The organism is Caulobacter sp. CCNWLW153, assembly GCF_036889365.1.
Classification (GTDB): Bacteria; Pseudomonadota; Alphaproteobacteria; order Caulobacterales; family Caulobacteraceae; genus Caulobacter; species Caulobacter radicis.
On the sequence record NZ_JBAKFV010000001.1, the window covers coordinates 574,399 to 590,196 of the forward strand.

General features: G+C 67.9%; 17 protein-coding genes and 1 tRNA gene. 9 read left to right on the forward strand and 9 right to left on the reverse strand.

All coding sequences use genetic code 11. The features are described from left to right. Position 1: 1 nt before the first annotated feature. Positions 2–343, reverse strand: coding sequence for a hypothetical protein (locus tag V6S85_RS02605; protein WP_334347949.1), 342 nt, complete (start codon positions 341–343; stop codon positions 2–4). 45 nt (positions 344–388) lie between these two features. Between V6S85_RS02605 and V6S85_RS02610 the strand changes: the two genes are divergently transcribed. Further along, on the forward strand, positions 389–604 hold the full coding sequence (locus tag V6S85_RS02610; protein WP_334347950.1) for a hypothetical protein: 216 nt from the start codon (positions 389–391) through the stop codon (positions 602–604). A gap of 36 nt (positions 605–640) precedes the next feature. Here the strand turns inward: V6S85_RS02610 and V6S85_RS02615 are convergent, their stop codons facing one another. After that, complete coding sequence (locus tag V6S85_RS02615; protein ID WP_334347951.1) at positions 641–853, reverse strand: hypothetical protein; 213 nt, start codon at positions 851–853, stop codon at positions 641–643. A 484-nt stretch (positions 854–1,337) separates the two neighbouring features. Between V6S85_RS02615 and V6S85_RS02620 the strand changes: the two genes are divergently transcribed. The 4 genes from V6S85_RS02620 to V6S85_RS02635 all read left to right on the forward strand — a co-directional run bounded on the left by V6S85_RS02620 (position 1,338) and on the right by V6S85_RS02635 (position 4,488). Further along, positions 1,338–1,422 (forward strand) — tRNA-Leu (locus V6S85_RS02620). 174 nt (positions 1,423–1,596) lie between these two features. Next, positions 1,597–2,955, forward strand: a complete 1,359-nt coding sequence (gene tig / locus V6S85_RS02625) for a trigger factor (RefSeq protein WP_279629676.1) — start codon at positions 1,597–1,599, stop codon at positions 2,953–2,955. Between the two features lie 185 nt (positions 2,956–3,140). Then, positions 3,141–3,770: an ATP-dependent Clp protease proteolytic subunit gene (locus tag V6S85_RS02630; RefSeq protein ID WP_116491503.1), complete on the forward strand. Its 630-nt coding sequence runs from the start codon at positions 3,141–3,143 to the stop codon at positions 3,768–3,770. Positions 3,771–3,954: 184 nt separating this feature from the next. Beyond that, the gene (locus V6S85_RS02635; protein WP_334347952.1) at positions 3,955–4,488 is read left to right on the forward strand and encodes a Spy/CpxP family protein refolding chaperone; all 534 of its coding nucleotides are present in this window, start codon (positions 3,955–3,957) and stop codon (positions 4,486–4,488) included. 31 nt (positions 4,489–4,519) lie between these two features. Here the strand turns inward: V6S85_RS02635 and V6S85_RS02640 are convergent, their stop codons facing one another. Next, positions 4,520–5,179 (reverse strand): HAD-IB family hydrolase, encoded by a 660-nt coding sequence (locus V6S85_RS02640; RefSeq protein WP_101717729.1) that lies wholly within the window; start codon positions 5,177–5,179, stop codon positions 4,520–4,522. 345 nt (positions 5,180–5,524) lie between these two features. Between V6S85_RS02640 and clpX the strand changes: the two genes are divergently transcribed. Then, positions 5,525–6,787, forward strand: a complete 1,263-nt coding sequence (gene clpX / locus V6S85_RS02645; RefSeq protein WP_116491501.1) for an ATP-dependent Clp protease ATP-binding subunit ClpX — start codon at positions 5,525–5,527, stop codon at positions 6,785–6,787. Between the two features lie 218 nt (positions 6,788–7,005). On the opposite strand, the gene recG is transcribed toward clpX, so the two are convergent. Continuing rightward, the gene (gene recG / locus V6S85_RS02650; RefSeq protein WP_334348111.1) at positions 7,006–9,081 is read right to left on the reverse strand and encodes an ATP-dependent DNA helicase RecG; all 2,076 of its coding nucleotides are present in this window, start codon (positions 9,079–9,081) and stop codon (positions 7,006–7,008) included. A gap of 100 nt (positions 9,082–9,181) precedes the next feature. Between recG and V6S85_RS02655 the strand changes: the two genes are divergently transcribed. After that, a complete protein-coding gene (locus V6S85_RS02655) occupies positions 9,182–9,910 on the forward strand; it encodes an alpha/beta fold hydrolase (protein ID WP_334347954.1) in 729 nt (242 codons plus the stop codon). Positions 9,911–9,915: 5 nt separating this feature from the next. On the opposite strand, the gene V6S85_RS02660 is transcribed toward V6S85_RS02655, so the two are convergent. From V6S85_RS02660 to tcyJ, 4 genes are all read right to left on the reverse strand, one after another. Then, positions 9,916–10,227: a hypothetical protein gene (locus tag V6S85_RS02660; RefSeq protein WP_116566779.1), complete on the reverse strand. Its 312-nt coding sequence runs from the start codon at positions 10,225–10,227 to the stop codon at positions 9,916–9,918. Between the two features lie 63 nt (positions 10,228–10,290). Continuing rightward, positions 10,291–11,031 carry an amino acid ABC transporter ATP-binding protein gene (locus tag V6S85_RS02665; protein WP_116566781.1) on the reverse strand — a complete coding sequence of 247 codons (741 nt, stop codon included), beginning with the start codon at positions 11,029–11,031 and terminating at the stop codon, positions 10,291–10,293. After that, positions 11,028–11,681, reverse strand: a complete 654-nt coding sequence (gene tcyL / locus V6S85_RS02670; RefSeq protein WP_334347956.1) for a cystine ABC transporter permease — start codon at positions 11,679–11,681, stop codon at positions 11,028–11,030. Before tcyL ends, V6S85_RS02665 begins: the two co-directional genes overlap by 4 nt. Before the next feature lie 3 nt (positions 11,682–11,684). Next, entirely contained in the window at positions 11,685–12,482 is a 798-nt protein-coding gene (gene tcyJ, locus V6S85_RS02675) for a cystine ABC transporter substrate-binding protein (protein WP_334347957.1), read from the reverse strand. Positions 12,483–12,652: 170 nt separating this feature from the next. Between tcyJ and V6S85_RS02680 the strand changes: the two genes are divergently transcribed. Further along, on the forward strand, positions 12,653–14,146 hold the full coding sequence (locus V6S85_RS02680) for a M48 family metalloprotease (RefSeq protein WP_334347958.1): 1,494 nt from the start codon (positions 12,653–12,655) through the stop codon (positions 14,144–14,146). Between the two features lie 43 nt (positions 14,147–14,189). Beyond that, the gene (locus V6S85_RS02685) at positions 14,190–14,675 is read left to right on the forward strand and encodes an SRPBCC family protein (protein ID WP_116566789.1); all 486 of its coding nucleotides are present in this window, start codon (positions 14,190–14,192) and stop codon (positions 14,673–14,675) included. Here V6S85_RS02685 and V6S85_RS02690 read toward each other — a convergent pair. Continuing rightward, entirely contained in the window at positions 14,662–15,777 is a 1,116-nt protein-coding gene (locus tag V6S85_RS02690) for a beta-ketoacyl-ACP synthase III (protein ID WP_334347959.1), read from the reverse strand. The two genes, V6S85_RS02685 and V6S85_RS02690, sit on opposite strands and share 14 nt — an antisense overlap. Positions 15,778–15,798 lie beyond the last annotated feature (21 nt).

Here is a 15,798-nt window from a genome sequence, read left to right on the forward strand (position 1 = left end):
GTCAGGCGTCCCTCAGCCAGACCTCAATCCACCACATCGAGCCAAAGCCGTCATCATGCTCAATCGTCCAGGCCGCGATGGCGGGATGCGTCGCCCAAAACCACGCCGGCGGCGCGTGTCCGTCATTCTCGAACCGCCAGTCGGGATCGCGCGTCGGAACATTGACGCCCTGGTTCACCACGGGCGCGCCGACGATAGTCTCCGGCGCGTGTAGCCATAGCGAAGTCTGGAACGCGTCCTCTTCCTTCGTCGTCTCCACCTTGGCGACGGCGGGATGGGCTCGCCAGAAGTCGTCGTTGGCGCGGCCAAGGATGATGGCATCGGGAGCGGCGGAGTCGGTCATGCGCGCAAGCTAGGCGAGCGTGCTCGCTGACGCTAGGGTCGCCACATGCCTGATCCCACCGTCGAATTTGAAGTCGCCGATATCATCGAGACGTATGAGCCGGAGACGGCCGAAGACTTCGAGCGGCTGGCCGACGAGGTCGAGGCCAAGAAGGACGAAGACGAAAACGGGCCCGAGGTTGCCCTAGCGGTTGCCGACGAACTGCGGGAGCGGGCTCGAAAGCTTCGATTTCCGGGGCCGCGCCTGGTCGAAGGCAGCTAGCGGGCCCTCCGGCCGCGCCTGGGCGTCTTGTCCAAGCTACATCTGGGCGTCGAGGTCAATTAGATCCTGGCGACCGCGGGCCCCGCAACGGCTGCACCGAAGCTTGCTACGAATCTGGTGGGGCATGGTGTGTCCGCCCAGGTTCACGATCGCCTTCTCGCGGCTCCAGACGGCGGTGTTGCCGCAACGGATGCAGCGGATCGTCAGCGCCGTCTTGATACGCCGCAGGGTGGGCCAGATTTGGGCCATGCCAGGGTCAGTCCTCGTCGAGCTTGACGCAACGACTTCCGCCCACGTCGTAGGTCGACCAGGTGGCGACACTCCTGGAGATCCCAACATCCATAGCCGAGACCGATATCCGATCGGCCGGGACGCCGTCGCAGCGGGAATGGCAGCGGAACACACCGCTTCCGAGCAATTTGCCCAGCGGGATCGACCCGGCGCGGCCGGCCCCAACCCGCTCTAGGTGGAGCTGCGTCGAATACCGGCAGTGCGGGCAGCACACGATGACTCGCCAGTCGAGATCGAGGCAGACGCGAAGGGTAATTCGATCGGGTTGGATGGGCCAGGGCATGGTCGCGAGCCGTGAACGGGCCGAGAACATTATTCGGGACTATTTCGGGACTTCTAGTCCCCAAAGGTCCCGAAGTGCCCCTTTCGTTCCCATACCGGCGCTTACCGGAAAAAGAACCTCTTGGCGTAAAAGCCTTTGCGGGCTAGGGGACGGGCCGTCGCGGATGTGGCGGAACTGGTAGACGCACTGGATTTAGGTTCCAGCGCCGAGAGGCGTGGAGGTTCGAGTCCTCTCATCCGCACCATGTCGCCGCGCGCAGCGTTTTGCGCGCGGCGACGCCATACCCTTTGATCGACGCGATGTGTCGTGACATAAGGGCGCTCTTTCGCCGCCCCGGTGACGCGGGCGGCTATGATTTTTTGACCCCTGGGGCGGACGACGGGCGCGGGCGCCCGGATCCGAGAAGCTAAGAATGTCGATGCAGATCGTTGAAAAGTCGGGCGAAGGCCTCAGCCGGGTTTACGGCGTTACGGTGCCCGCGAGTGAGCTGGCCACGCGTCTCGAGGCTCGGATCGCCGAAGTCGCCCCGCAGATGAACGTCAAGGGCTTCCGCCCGGGCAAGGTGCCGGCCGCGCACGTGCGCCGCCTGTACGGCAAGGGCCTGATGGGCGAAGTCATCGAGCAGGCGCTCAACGAGACCACCCAGAAGATCCTGGACGACAACAAGCTGCGTCCGGCCGGCCAGCCCGACCTGAAGCCGACGTCCGACATGGACAAGGTCGTCGCCGGCGGCGAGGACCTGGCCTTCGAACTGGCCGTCGAGATCATGCCGGAATTCGAGCCGATCGATCCGTCGACCATCGAACTGGTGAAGCCGGTCTACAAGATCGAGGACTCGGAAGTCGAAGAGGCCCTGGCCGAGCTGGCCAAGCAGGCCCGCACCTACGAGCCGCGCAAGGGCAAGAGCCTGAAGGCCAAGGACGGCGACCAGCTGCTGATCGACTTCGTCGGCACCATCGACGGCGTCGCCTTCGCCGGCGGCACGGCCAACGACGCCGAGCTGGTGCTGGGTTCGGGCCAGTTCATCCCGGGCTTCGAAGAGCAACTGGTCGGCGCCAAGCCGGAAGACGTCGTCACCGTGAAGGTGAAGTTCCCGGAAGAGTACCAGGCCGCCGAACTGGCCGGTAAGGACGCCGAGTTCGCCACCACCGTGAAGGAAGTGCGCGCCCCGGTGGACGCGGAAGCCGACGACGAGCTGGCCAAGCGCCTGGGCCTGGCCGACCTGGCCGCCCTGAAGGACCTGCTGAAGTCGAACCTGGAAGGCCGCTACACCAACAGCTCGCGCTTCAAGCTCAAGCGCGCCCTGCTGGACGTGCTGGACAGCAAGCACGACTTCGCCCTGCCGCCGCGCATGGTCGAGGCCGAGTTCGCCGGCATCTGGCAACAGGTCCAGGCCGACAAGACCCAAGGCGGCCTGCCGCCGGAAGACGCCGACAAGACCGAAGAGCAGCTGCAGGACGAGTACAAGAAGATCGCCGAGCGCCGCGTGCGCCTGGGTCTGGTGCTCGCCGAGATCGGCCGCAAGAACGACGTCGTCGTCACCGACCAGGAACTGAACGAAGCGATCGTCCGCGAAGCCCGCCAGTACGGCGCCCAGGCCCAGCAGGTGTTCGACATGTACCGCCAGCGCGCCGACCTGCAGGCCTCGCTGCGCGCCCCGATCTACGAAGACAAGGTCGTCGACCTGATCTTCGCCAAGGCCAAGGTCGAGGAAAAGGAAGTCTCCAAGGAAGAGCTCCTGGAAGAAGACGACCTGCCGGAAGGCTACGGCGGCTAAAAGCCTCGTCCCTTCGGGAAACGAACGAGAGGGCGCGGATCGAGAGATCCGCGCCTTTTCTTTTGCGCATTTTCCTTGGGGGCGGGCGCCTTGCAACCTGTTAAGCGCCACGCGATATGCGTGAGGTGCGCTGGCGCGACGCTGATTCGCGCCCGCAAAGACATTTCGAGAAGGGCGAACCCCACATGATGTACGATCCGGTTTCGACGGCGATGAACCTCGTTCCGATGGTGGTCGAGCAGACCAGCCGCGGCGAGCGCGCCTTCGACATCTTCTCGCGCCTGCTCAAGGAGCGGATCATCTTCCTGACCGGTCCGGTCGAGGACGGCATGGCCTCTCTGATCTGCGCCCAGCTGCTCTTCCTGGAGTCCGAGAACCCCAAGAAGGAAATCGCCATGTACATCAACTCGCCGGGCGGCGTGGTGACGTCGGGCCTGGCGATCTACGACACCATGCAATACATCAAGAGCCCGGTGACGACGGTGTGCATGGGCATGGCCGCCTCGATGGGCAGCCTGCTGCTCGCCGCCGGCGCCGCCGGCCAGCGCATCGCCCTGCCGAACGCCCGCATCATGGTGCACCAGCCGTCGGGCGGCTTCCGCGGCCAGGCCTCGGACATCGAGCGCCACGCCGAGGACATCATCAAGACCAAGCGTCGCCTGAACGAGATCTACGTCAAGCACTGCGGCCGCACCTATGAAGAGGTCGAGCGTACGCTGGACCGCGACCATTTCATGAGCGCCGACGAAGCCAAGGCCTGGGGTCTGGTCGACCAGGTCTACGAGACCCGCGACGCCGCCGAAGCCGGCGCGTAAGGCTCCCCTCGCGAGCACTGAGAACGAAGCCGTCGGCCACGAGGCCGGCGGCTTTTTCTTTGCCGTTGCGATGGTCCCGCTTTGGCCATGCGCGAGCGATCGAGCGAAACAAACCGGCCCCAGATCGGCCGGGCAGGGCGGCGAAAAGGATCCCATGACGATCCTCGAGCCCCGGAGCCCGGCCATGACCGCCCGCCGCCGCCTTTCGCTGATTTCGGCCCTCTCGGCCTTCCTGAGCCTGGCCGGCGCGGCCGCCAACGCCCAGGATTTCTCCGATCCGGCCCCGCGCCACGGGATCGCCACCATGCGCGTCGGCGTCAGCCCCGAGCAGGTGCAGCAGATCGTCTCCGATCGCCTGCTTCAGGACGGAGTGACGGCGGGCCTGGCCACGCTGCGCCAGAACCTGGCCCTGACGCCGGCCCAGCAGGATCGCTGGCGCGACTTCATCCTGGCTTCCAGCGCCCGGCCGGCCGGCGTGGTCCTGGCCGTCGCCGCGCCACAGGACGAGACGCCGCTGGCCCAGGCCCGCGCGGGCCTTGCCCTGCAGCGCGAGCAACTGGCCGTCGAGCAGCGGCGGGTCAAGGCGATGGCGAGGCTCTACAAGGCGCTGGACGACGACCAGCGGGCGGTCTTCGACCAGGCCTATGCGGCGATCGGCAGCCTGTCGGTCAGCACCCAGGCGCCGGGCCTGACGTCGGCTGGCGCGAGCGTGGAGTAAGATCCTCCCCTTCCAGAGGGAGGTCTTGGTTCTAGACCGGCTTGCCCTTGAAGATGCGGTAGCCGCGCTCCTGGGCGATGGCCAGCATCTCGGTGTCGCCGGAGGTGTCGCCGTAGGCGGCGGCCAGCTTCACGCGCTCGCCGAAAGTCTCGCGCAGGCGCACCACCTTTTCGGGGCCCCGGCAGTTGGGGCCCGAAAGCCCGCCGGTCACCTTGCCGTTCAGGTCGTAGGCCAGCTTGGTGCCGATCAGCAGGTCGGCGCCGATGCCGCGGGCGAACGGGGCCACCACCGTGTCGGGCGAGGCGGTGACGATCACCATCCTTGCGCCCTGCGCGCGCCAGCGCCGCCACACCGCCAGGGCGTCGGGGCGGAACAGGCTCTGGGCGTGGGTCTCGGCGAAGGTGCGGGCCTGGGCCTCGAGCCGCTCCTGCGGCACGCCCTTGAGGAACTCGCGGATGGCCGCGGCCTTGATGCGGCCCCGATCCCGGTGGAACAGGTAGGACAGGGCGGCCGGCGCCAGGCGGATCATGCCCATCGTCCAGCGGCCGCCGCTGACCCGCCATTTCAGGAAGGCGGTGAAGCTGTCGCGCACCGTCAGCGTGCCGTCGAAGTCGAAGGCCACCAGCGGCGGGCTGGCTTCGGTGTGCGTCGGGGCGTGCGCGTCTTCCGACGCCTCGTGAATCTCGGACATCTCGTCTCCGCCCACCGGGCGAACTCCTTCTTGCGGCGCCGCTTGCAGCACGATTCCGGTCGCTTGCAGAAAGATTAGAGCCTGCGGCGATGTTCCGCAGCCCACTGATCGCTTGCTTTGGCCTACAGTCGTCCCATCTAGGGATGGAATCCCATGGTCAGAACCGAAACATCCACGAACTTGGCGCCGGAAACGGGCTCCAAGGCTTGTGCCGCGCGTTCGGATCGGGGAATGTCAAGGATTAGACAACTCCCGTTGGGTATCCTGTTGCTTCGGTGGCGGGATACGCGTTGGGAGTCGGCGGTAGCGGCTTTCGCCGTATCCGCCCTAGCGTGAGAAGCGACCATGACGAAAGCCGCCAGCGGCGACGCCAAGAGCACCCTGTACTGTTCTTTCTGCGGAAAGAGCCAACATGAAGTGCGCAAGCTCATCGCCGGACCCACCGTGTTCATCTGCGATGAATGCGTCGAGCTTTGCATGGATATCATCCGTGAAGAGCACAAGATCGCCTTCGTGAAGTCCAAGGACGGCGTTCCGACGCCGCGCGAGATCTGCGAAGTCCTGGACGACTACGTGATCGGCCAAGGTCACGCCAAGAAGGTGCTCGCGGTCGCGGTGCACAACCACTACAAGCGCCTGAACCACGCCTCGAAGAACAACGACGTGGAACTGGCCAAGTCGAACATCCTGCTGGTCGGTCCGACCGGTACGGGTAAGACCCTTCTGGCCCAGACGCTGGCTCGAATCATCGACGTGCCGTTCACGATGGCCGACGCCACCACCCTGACCGAAGCCGGTTACGTGGGTGAAGACGTCGAGAACATCGTGCTCAAGCTGCTGCAAGCCGCCGACTACAACGTCGAGCGCGCCCAGCGCGGCATCGTCTACATCGACGAAATCGACAAGATCAGCCGCAAGTCCGACAACCCGTCGATCACCCGCGACGTGTCGGGCGAAGGCGTGCAGCAGGCCCTGCTGAAGATCATGGAAGGCACCGTCGCCTCCGTGCCGCCGCAAGGCGGGCGCAAGCATCCGCAGCAGGAATTCCTGCAGGTCGACACGACGAACATCCTGTTCATCTGCGGCGGCGCCTTCGCGGGCCTCGAGCGCATCATCTCGGCCCGCGGCGCGGCCAAGTCGATCGGCTTCGGCGCCAAGGTCGCCGATCCGGAAGACCGTCGCACCGGCGAGATCCTGCGCGGCGTCGAACCCGACGACCTGCAGCGCTTCGGCCTGATCCCGGAATTCATCGGCCGTCTGCCGGTGATCGCCACCCTGGAAGACCTCGACGAGGCCGCCCTGGTGAAGATCCTGACCGAGCCGAAGAACGCCTTCGTCAAGCAGTACCAGCGCCTGTTCGAGATGGAGAACATCGGCCTGACCTTCACCGAGGACGCCCTGCATGGCGTGGCCAAGAAGGCCATCGCCCGCAAGACCGGCGCCCGCGGCCTGCGCTCGATCATGGAAGGCATTCTGCTGGAGACCATGTTCGAACTGCCCAACTACGAGGGCGTCGAGGAAGTGGTGGTCAACGCCGAGGTCGTCGAAGGCCGCGCCCAGCCGCTGCTGATCTACGCCGAGAAGAAGGGCGGCGCCGCCTCGGCCTAACCGCCGGCGACGCAAGCTGAAACGAGAACGGCGGGTTCGAAAGAACCCGCCGTTTTTGTTTGCTTGTTCCATACCCTCCCCCTGAAGGGGGAGGTGGCCAGAAGGGCCGGAGGGGGATGTGTCTGAGGAGGTCAGTGCGGCCCCGAAGCCAGCCATCCCGTCCCTCTCAGTCGCTCCGCGAAAGCTCCCCCTTCAGGGGGAGCATCTTGGGCGCGGCCTCAACCCGCGTCGTTCAGCCCGGACGCCGGCTTCCAGTCAAACAGCGCCTGCAGGGTCCGCACCGCCTCGCCGCGCGGAGAGGTCAGTTCCGGGTCCCTGGCCAGGATCAGGCGGGCGTCGTCGGCGGCGACGGCGATCAGGTCGCGGTGAGCCACGGGATCGGCCAGGCGATAGGCGGGGAAGCCGCTCTGCTTGAGGCCCAGCGGGTCGCCGCCGCCGCGCAGCTCCAGGTCCTTCTCGGCGATCTCGAAGCCGTCGTCGCTGCGCCGCAGGATGTCGAGCCGCTGTTGGGCGACCTCTGACAGCGGCGGGTCGTACAGCAGCACGCAGGAGCTTTCGCGCATGCCCCGGCCGACCCGTCCGCGAAGCTGGTGCAGCTGCGCCAGGCCGAAGCGATCGGCGTGCTCGATGACCATGATGCTGGCGTTGGGCACGTTGACGCCTACCTCGACCACGGTGGTGGCCACCAGCACGCCGACCTCGCCATCGACGAAGGCCTGCATCACCGCGTCCTTCTCGGCCGCCGGCATCTGGCCGTGGACCAGGCCAACACGCGGCCCCAGCACCTTCCTGAGGTCGGCGGCGCGATCCTCGGCGGCTCGCAGGTCGACCTTTTCGGATTCCGAGACCAGCGGGCAGATCCAGAAGGCTTGGGCCCCGCCCTCGATGGCCGAGCGCAGGCGGTCGACGATCTCGGGCACGCGCGGCGTCGGCGCGGCGCGGGTGGCCACCGGCGTGCGGCCCGGCGGCTTCTCGTCGATGCGCGAGACGTCCAGGTCGCCGAACACGGTCAGTTCCAGCGTCCGTGGGATCGGCGTGGCCGACATGGCCAGAAGGTGGACGCCTTCACCCTTCTCCTGCAGCCGCCGGCGCTCGTTGACGCCGAACCGGTGCTGCTCGTCGATGATGGTCAGGGCCAGGTTCTGGAAGGCCACATCGTCCTGGAACAGGGCGTGGGTGCCCACCGCCACGGCGGCCGAGCCGTCGGCCAGCTTCTGGAGCTTTGCCGCCCTGGCGCCGCCCTTGTCGCGTCCGGTCAGCAGCACGACGGCCAGGCCTTGCGCCTCCAGCGGCGGGGCGAGGGTCTCGTAGTGCTGGCGGGCGAGGATCTCGGTGGGGGCCATCAGGGCCGACTGGAAACCGGCCCCGGCCGCGTCGGCCATGGCCAGCATGGCCACGACGGTCTTGCCCGAGCCGACGTCGCCCTGCAGCAGGCGGCTCATCCGCTCGCCATGGGCCAGGTCGCCGCGCACCTCCGACAGCGCCCGCACCTGGGCGCCGGTCAGGCGGAAGGGTAGGGCCTTCTCGGCGGCCTCGGCCAAGGGACCGGAGACGATGCGAGGTCCCGGCTGGGCGCGCTTGCCGGCCTTGCGCTGCGCCAGGGCCAGCTGGTGGGCCAGCAGTTCGTCATAGGCCAGCCGCCGGCGCGCGGCCGACATCGGCGAAAGGTCGATCTCGCCCTCGGGCCCGTGCAGCCGCTCGAAGGCCTCGCGCCAGGGCGGCAGGCCCTCGCGGGTCATCCAGGCGGCGTCCTGCCATTCGGGCAGGGCCTGGGCGCGCGATAGCGCCTCCAGCGCGAACTTGCGGAAGGTGCGCGAGGGCAGGCCGGCGGTGGCGGGATAGACCGGCTCGATCGGCGGGATCTCGTCGATCCGCTCGGCCTCGAGCATGTAGTCGGGATGGGCGACCTGGATCTCCGAACCGAACCGCTCGACCTTGCCGCTGACCGCCCGCCGCGTTCCGACCGGGTGTTGGCGCTCCAGGTGCGGGCCATGGCCCTTGAACCAGACCAGGGTGACGAAGCCCGTCTCGTCCCAGCCGCGGATGCGCCAGGGCTGGCCCGAGCGCTGCGGCGGCAGGTGGGCGTCGATGGTGACGACGAACGTCTGGACCTGGCCGTCCTGGGCCAGGGCCGCCGTGGTCGCCGTCCGACGGATCAGGCTCTGCGGGGGCGTGAACAGCACGTCGCGCACGATGGGCCCGGCCAGCTTCTCGACCAGGGGCGCGACACGGGGCCCGACCCCCTTGAGGGTCGAGATCGCGGCGAACAGGGGAAAGAGCGACTCGGGACGCATCGGCGGGAGGATAGCCAAGGCAGGGTGTTCTCGTCCCGTTCGCCTTGCGCGAATTTGTGGACCGGACTGACTAGCGGTCCCGCTTTTCGGAGACTCGCCCATGCCGTTCGCCAGCCATCGCGGCCAGAAGATCCACTACATGGTGGAAGGCGAGGGGCCGCTGGTTGTGCTGCAGCACGGACTCTTCATGGACGCCGAAAGCTGGCGAGCCAACGGCTTCGTCGCCGCGCTGAGCAAGCGCTTCACCGTGGCCTGCGTCGATTCCCTGGGCCATGGGCTCAGCGACAAGCCGGCGGACCCGTCCCTCTATGCCCAGGAGCAGCGAGCCGGCGACATCGTGGCGGTGCTGGACGCCCTGGGCGCGGAGAAGGCCCATCTGGTCGGCTATTCGATGGGCGGCTGGATGGCCGTGGGCGTGGCCAGATATTATCCCGAGCGCCTGGCCTCCCTGACGGTCGGCGGTTGGGACCTGGTGAACGGCGTGCCCAAGGGGCCGGCCGGGCCGATCCGATTCGACATCTTCTGGGGCTTCAGCCAGCAGGTCGCGCCGGCGCTGGTCGGCTGGGTCACGCCGGAGATGCTGCCTGGCGTCCAGGCCTGCTTCGAGGTGCTGAATGTGCTGGACGGCGCGGCGCAGGCTGTCCTGGGCGCGGGCGTTCCGGTGCTGTTGTGGGACGGGACGGCGGATCCCTATCACGCGCCGTCCCAGGCCTTCGCGGCGGCCAATGGCCTGCCGTTCCTGTCGACATCGGGCGATCACCTGCAGGCGATCCTGTCGCCGCAAGCCGAGGTGGTCGCAAGGCTCGGCGAGTTCTTCGCCGAGGCCTGACGCGATCAGTCTTCCGCTTGCGCGGCGTTGCCGGCCGGCGACAGTTCGGCCAGCAGGTCGGCCAGTTCGTCGGCGCGCGCGGCGCCCGAGACGTTCAGGCGGATGTAGAGGTGCTCGGCTCCGTGTTTGTCGGCCGCCTCGGAGAAGCCGCGCGTGGAGTCGTGCAGATTGTTGGCCTCGCCGGCGAACACCACGACGCCTTCGGCGTTCACATAGAGATAGTTGCCGGCGATCGTGGTGCGCGGGTCGCGATCCTCGGCCAGCTTGTAGCGATAGACGGCGCCCGAGGCGCCTTTCAGGTCGATATAGGGTTTCACGAATCCTCGCCTCTAGACACACGCGGCGTAGCCCGGGAGGGGTGCGGGGCGCCAGAGGCTAAATTATGGCTGCAAGCTTCGCAATTTGCTGAGAAACCTTTGTGTTCGCTCTTCGCGGGGCTCGGCGAACAGGATCGCGGACGGGCCTTCTTCCAGGATCCGGCCCTCGTCCATGAAGATCGTCCGGTCGGCGACCTCGCGGGCGAAGTCCATCTGGTGGGTCACGATGACCATGGTGCGCTTCTCGGCCGCCAGGTCGCCGATCACCGCCAGCACCTCGCCGACGAGCTCGGGATCCAGCGCCGAGGTCGGCTCGTCGAACAGAATGACCTCCGGATCCATGGCCAGCGCCCGGGCGATGGCGCAGCGCTGCTGCTGGCCTCCGGAGAGGGCGCCGGGATAGGCGTCGGCGCGGTGGGCCAGGCCCACCTTGGTCAGCAGCTCCAGGGCCCGCTGGCGGGCCTTGGCGGGTGGATCGCCGCGCACGAGGATCGGCGCCTCGGCGACGTTCTCCATCGCGGTCTTGTGCGGGAACAGGTTGAAGTTCTGGAACACGAACCCGACCCGTCCCTTCAGGGCGCGGGCCAGCGGAACCTTGCCCCCGGCCTCGACGCCGGCGATCGACAGGGTTCCGCCGTTCAGCGCCTCCAGGCCCGCCAGGCAGCGCAGCAGGGTGCTCTTGCCCGAACCGCTGGGGCCGATCACGGCCACGACCTCGCCGGGCGCGACCGTCAGGTCGACGCCGTTCAGCACGGCCGTGTCGCCGAAGCGCTTGGACAGGCCCCTGGCCTCGATGGCGCTCATCGGCGGGCCTCCGCGCGGCGTTCCAGCCAGCCCTGGCCCAGCGCCAGCAGGCTGGAGACGATCCAGTAGATGGCCGCGGCGCTGAGATACATGGCGAAGATCTCGTACGTGCGGGCGGTGATCAGCTGGGCCTGGCGGAACAGTTCCGGCACCTGGATGGTCGCGGCCAGCGAGGTGTCCTTGACCAGGCTGATGAAGCTGTTTGACAGCGGCGCGACGGCGGTGCGGGCGGCTTGGGGCAGGATGATCCGGCGCATGGTCTGGCTCGGCGACAGCCCCAGGACCGCGGCAGCCTCCCGTTGGCCCTTGTCGACGGCGGTGATGGCGCTGCGGAGGATCTCGCCGGCGTACGCGGCGACGTTCAGGGAAAAGCCGATTCCAGCCGCCGCCAGCGGCGGCAGCTCCAGCCCCAGCTGTGGGAGGCCGTAATAGATCAGGAACAGCTGCACCAGGAGCGGCGTGCCCCGGAACGCCGAGACATAGACCGCCGCCGGCCAGCGCAGGAAAGGCGAACGCGACAGCCGCATCAACGCCAGGCCGAAGCCCAGCAGCAAGCCAAGGCTCATGCCGATCAGGCTGAGCAGCACGGTATAGACCGCGCCCTTCAGCAGCAGCGGCGCCGACTGGGTGATGAGCTCGGCGGCGTCCATCGGCTAGCGGGTCACGTCCAGGCCGAACCACTTCTGCGAGATGGCGGCCAGGCGCCCGTTGGCGCGCAGGGCGTCGATCGCTTCGTCGACCAGCACCTTCAGGGCCGGATCGCGCTTCATGACGACGCCCTGGCTCTGCGGGGCGAAGGGCGGGCCCGCGGCGATCAGGTCGGGCGCGGTCTTCAGGAAGTCGGCGGCGACGAGCCGGTCGTTCAGCACCGCGTCGATGCGGCCGGCCCGCAGGTCCTGGTACTTGGTCGGGTCGTCATCGTAGGTGCGGATCTGCGCCTTGGGCTGGTTCTGGCGCAGCCACTGCTCGTAGTGGGTGCCGAGGCCGACGCCGACCTTCTTGCCGGCCAGATCGGCGGGGCCGGTGATGCCGGTCTTGCCCTTGGGCACGATGATCAGGATGCCGGAGACCGTGTAGGGCTTGGAGAAGTCGTACTTGGCGGCCCGCTCGGGCGTGATGGTGATCTGGTTGACCACGACGTCGGTGCGGCCCGATTCCAGCGCGCCCAGCAGGCCGGCGAACGGCGCGGCGACGAACTCCGGCTTGACCTTCATCTGCTCGGCCAGGGCCTTGGCGAACTCGACGTCGAAGCCGGTCAACTGACCGTCGGCGCCCTGGAAGTTGAACGGCGGGTAGGTGCCTTCCAGGCCGATGCGCAGCGTCCTGGTCGCCTCCACGCGGGCCGCGCCGTCCTGGCCGCCGGCCGCGTCCTTGCCGCCGCAGCCGGCCAGGGTCAGCGCGCTTCCGGCGCCGAGGCCGAGCAGGATGTCACGGCGAGCGGGGAATCGCATGGCGGGCCTCGAAACAAAGGTCATCGGTCCAGTTCTATACCGCTCCGCCGGCGCCGCCAGGGGCAAGGCGGCTGCATGGGCGTTCGAGCACGACCTGACGGCGATTTAACCTGACGCGGGCGGTCGCCTCTGGCTTGCTGCCGACAGTTTGCTTTTCGGGGAAAGCACGGATGGCTCAGACCTTCGATCCGGCCGCGGCCACGGCGGCCTATCTGGCGCAACTTCCGCCCGAGGCGCACGCCAAGGCGGCCGCCTACACGCACGGCGGCCATTGGCTGCTGTTGTGGGGCGCGCTGGTGGCGCTGCTGGTGGCGTTCCTGATCGTCCGCAGCGGCGTGCTCGTCGTGCTGCGGCGCAGGTTCGAGGGACGCCGAAGCCGGCCGTTGCTGGTCAGCTGCTGGATCGGCGGGCTCTACATCGCCTTCGACGCAGTGCTGTCGCTGCCCTGGAGCGTCTACAGCGACTGGTGGCGGCCCAGGCAGTACGGCCTGACCAGCCAAGCCTTCGCCGGCTGGCTTGTGGAGAGCGCGATCTCGCTGGTCATCACCGCGTTGATCGGCGGTCTGTTCTTCGCGGGACTCTACGCCCTGATCCGCAAGGCGCCCCGCACCTGGTGGCTGTGGGGCGGCGGGTTGACCGCGGCATTCATCGCCATCGGCATGCTGCTGGCGCCGCTCTACATCGAGCCGATCTTCAACAAGTATACGCCCGCGCCGGCCGGACCTGTCCGCGACGAGGTCGTGGCCATGGCCAGGCAGGTCGGCGTGCCGTCCGACAGGATCTTCATCTACGACGGCTCCAAGCAATCCAACGCCTACACGGCCAACGTCTCGGGCCTGTTCGGCTCGGCCCGCGTGGCGATGAGCGACACGATGTTCAAGAAGAGCGCGGACATCGCCGAGGTGCGCGGCGTCGTCGGGCATGAGATGGGCCACTACGCCCACCACCACGTCGTATGGATCGCGGGCGTGATGAGCCTGCTGGCGATCCTGGCCTTCTTCCTTGTCGACCGACTGTTCGCGCCGGCCTGCCGGCTGCTGGGCGGGGACCAGATCCGGGGGCTTTCCGATTCCGCCGGCCTGCCGGTGCTGGGCGCCGTGCTGACCGTGCTGCTGCTTTTGGCCACGCCGCTCACCAACAGCCTGATCCGCATCGCCGAGAGCGACGCCGACCGCTACAGCCTCGTGCATTTCGACGAGCCGGACGGCCTGGCCAAGGCGCTGGTCAAGACGGTCGAGTATCGCGCCGCCACGCCAGGGCGGCTGGAGGAGATCATCTTCTACGACCATCCCGCCGTCGGTCGGCGCATCCGGCGAGCCATGGACTGGAAGGCCGCGCATCCCAAGCCGGTTTCGCAAGCGGCGCCCGACGCCGTGGCCAAGGCGGCCTTCGCCGACCACATCGTGGTCTTTCCGAACCTGCCCGTCGGGATGGACGGCATCGCGCTGAAGGCCGATGGAACCTGGTTCGAGCGGCACGACTTCGGCTGGGCGAAGGGGCGGTACGCCGTCGCCGGCGGAAAGCTGTGCCTGGACGAGGAGCGGGGGTCGCGCCGCTGCTACGCCATCGGGCGGACACGCGACGGTTGGACGCTGGCCCAGGGCGCCGGCGCGCCCGTGGCCGTGGTGCTGGAGCGCCTATCCGCATCGGCTTCGCCGGGATGATCCCGTCGCGGCCTTGCGCGTTCCTCTGGCTAAGGAGGACCTCATGGCCGAACCGATCGTCAGCGAGATCACCGTCGACGCCCTGCCAGCCGAGGCGTTCGCCCGCTTTGTCGGCGACATGGGGCGATGGTGGCCGATGGCCTACAGCCGGGGCGGCGCGCGGTTCGCCACCGTGCATGTAGAGCCGGTGGCCGGCGGGACGTGGTTCGAGGTCGACCGCGACGGCGTCGAAAGCCCCTGGGGCGAGGTTCGGGCCTATGATCCCGGGCATCGCCTGGTCGTCGGCTTCAACGTCGCGCCCGATCGCGGCGTCGAGCCGCTGGAACGCCAGAGCGAGGTCGAGTTCAGGTTCGAGCCGGCGGGCGAGGGGACGCGGATCGTGGCCGAGCATCGCAACCTCGACCGCCACGGCGAGGGCGCGGAAGCCATCCGCCAGGGAATGGCTTCCGACCATGGCTGGCCGCTGATCCTGGCCTCGTTCGCGCGGGAGCTGAGGTTCCCGCGAACGCCCGCGCTCAGCGCTTCCTGACGAACACCGTGCCGGCCGAGTAGCCGGCGCCGAAGCTGCAGATCAGGCCCGTATCGCCGGCGGCGAAGTCGTCGTTGGCGCTGTGGAAGGCGATGATCGAGCCGGCCGAGCTGGTGTTGGCGTACTCGTCGAGGATGATGACGTTCTCGCCGGGCTCGGGGTCGCGGCCCAGCACCTTGCGGGCGATCAGGTCGTTCATGTTGATGTTGGCCTGGTGCAGCCAGAGGCGCTTGAGGGCCGTGGCGTCCAGGCCGATGTCGCCGGCGTGCTCGACGATCATCTCGCTGACCATCGGCACCACCTCGCGGAACACCTTGCGGCCTTCCTGCACGAACAGCTTGTCCTTGGCGCCGACGCCTTCCGGGGCGGCGTTGTTGAGGAAGCCGAAGTTGTTGCGGATGTTGTTGGAGAACTGGGTCTTCAGGCGCGTGCCCAGGATCTCCCAGCCGCCGGTCGCCTGCGAGGCCTCTTCCAGGATGACGGCCGTGGCCACGTCGCCGAAGATGAAGTGGCTGTCGCGGTCCTTGAAGTTCAGGTGGCCCGAGCAGATTTCCGGATTGACCATCAGCACCGCCTTGGCGCTGCCGGTGGCGATGAAGTCGGCGGCGGTCTTGATGCCGAAGGTGGCCGACGAGCAGGCCACGTTCATGTCGAAGGCGAAGCCCTCGATCCCCAGGGCCTGCTGCACCTCGATGGCCATGGCCGGATAGGCCCGCTGCATGTTCGAGGCCGCGCAGATCACCGCGCCGATCTCAGAAACCGGCTTGCCCCAGGCGGCGATGGCCTGCTCGGCGGCCTTCACGGCCATTTCGGCCAGGATCGAGATCTGGTCGTTCGGACGCTCGGGCAGGACCGGGCGCATGACTTCGGGGTCGATGATGCCGTCCTTGTTCATCACGTAGCGGGCCTTGATGCCCGAGGCCTTCTCGATGAACTCGGGCGAGGAGGGCGCGAGCGCGGTGACTTCGCCGGCGGCGATGGCGTCTGCGTTGGCGGCGTTGAAGCGTTCGACATAGGCGTTGAAGGCGTCGACCAGTTCTACGTTCGAGATGCTGAACGGCGGGGTGAAGAGCCCCGTGGCGGCGATGACGGCTTGATGCAAGGCGGCGGTCCCGATGGGCCG

Excerpts from the sequence above, each read along its gene's own strand:
- V6S85_RS02605 (WP_334347949.1), bottom strand. The coding sequence starts at position 343 with ATGACCGACTCCGCCGCTCCCGATGCCATCATCCTTGGCCGCGCCAAC.
- V6S85_RS02610 (WP_334347950.1), top strand. The coding sequence starts at position 389 with ATGCCTGATCCCACCGTCGAATTTGAAGTCGCCGATATCATCGAGACG.
- V6S85_RS02615 (WP_334347951.1), bottom strand. The coding sequence starts at position 853 with ATGGCCCAAATCTGGCCCACCCTGCGGCGTATCAAGACGGCGCTGACG.
- tig (WP_279629676.1), top strand. The coding sequence starts at position 1,597 with ATGCAGATCGTTGAAAAGTCGGGCGAAGGCCTCAGCCGGGTTTACGGC.
- V6S85_RS02630 (WP_116491503.1), top strand. The coding sequence starts at position 3,141 with ATGATGTACGATCCGGTTTCGACGGCGATGAACCTCGTTCCGATGGTG.
- V6S85_RS02635 (WP_334347952.1), top strand. The coding sequence starts at position 3,955 with ATGACCGCCCGCCGCCGCCTTTCGCTGATTTCGGCCCTCTCGGCCTTC.
- V6S85_RS02640 (WP_101717729.1), bottom strand. The coding sequence starts at position 5,179 with ATGTCCGAGATTCACGAGGCGTCGGAAGACGCGCACGCCCCGACGCAC.
- clpX (WP_116491501.1), top strand. The coding sequence starts at position 5,525 with ATGACGAAAGCCGCCAGCGGCGACGCCAAGAGCACCCTGTACTGTTCT.
- recG (WP_334348111.1), bottom strand. The coding sequence starts at position 9,081 with ATGCGTCCCGAGTCGCTCTTTCCCCTGTTCGCCGCGATCTCGACCCTC.
- V6S85_RS02655 (WP_334347954.1), top strand. The coding sequence starts at position 9,182 with ATGCCGTTCGCCAGCCATCGCGGCCAGAAGATCCACTACATGGTGGAA.
- V6S85_RS02665 (WP_116566781.1), bottom strand. The coding sequence starts at position 11,031 with ATGAGCGCCATCGAGGCCAGGGGCCTGTCCAAGCGCTTCGGCGACACG.
- tcyL (WP_334347956.1), bottom strand. The coding sequence starts at position 11,681 with ATGGACGCCGCCGAGCTCATCACCCAGTCGGCGCCGCTGCTGCTGAAG.
- tcyJ (WP_334347957.1), bottom strand. The coding sequence starts at position 12,482 with ATGCGATTCCCCGCTCGCCGTGACATCCTGCTCGGCCTCGGCGCCGGA.
- V6S85_RS02680 (WP_334347958.1), top strand. The coding sequence starts at position 12,653 with ATGGCTCAGACCTTCGATCCGGCCGCGGCCACGGCGGCCTATCTGGCG.
- V6S85_RS02685 (WP_116566789.1), top strand. The coding sequence starts at position 14,190 with ATGGCCGAACCGATCGTCAGCGAGATCACCGTCGACGCCCTGCCAGCC.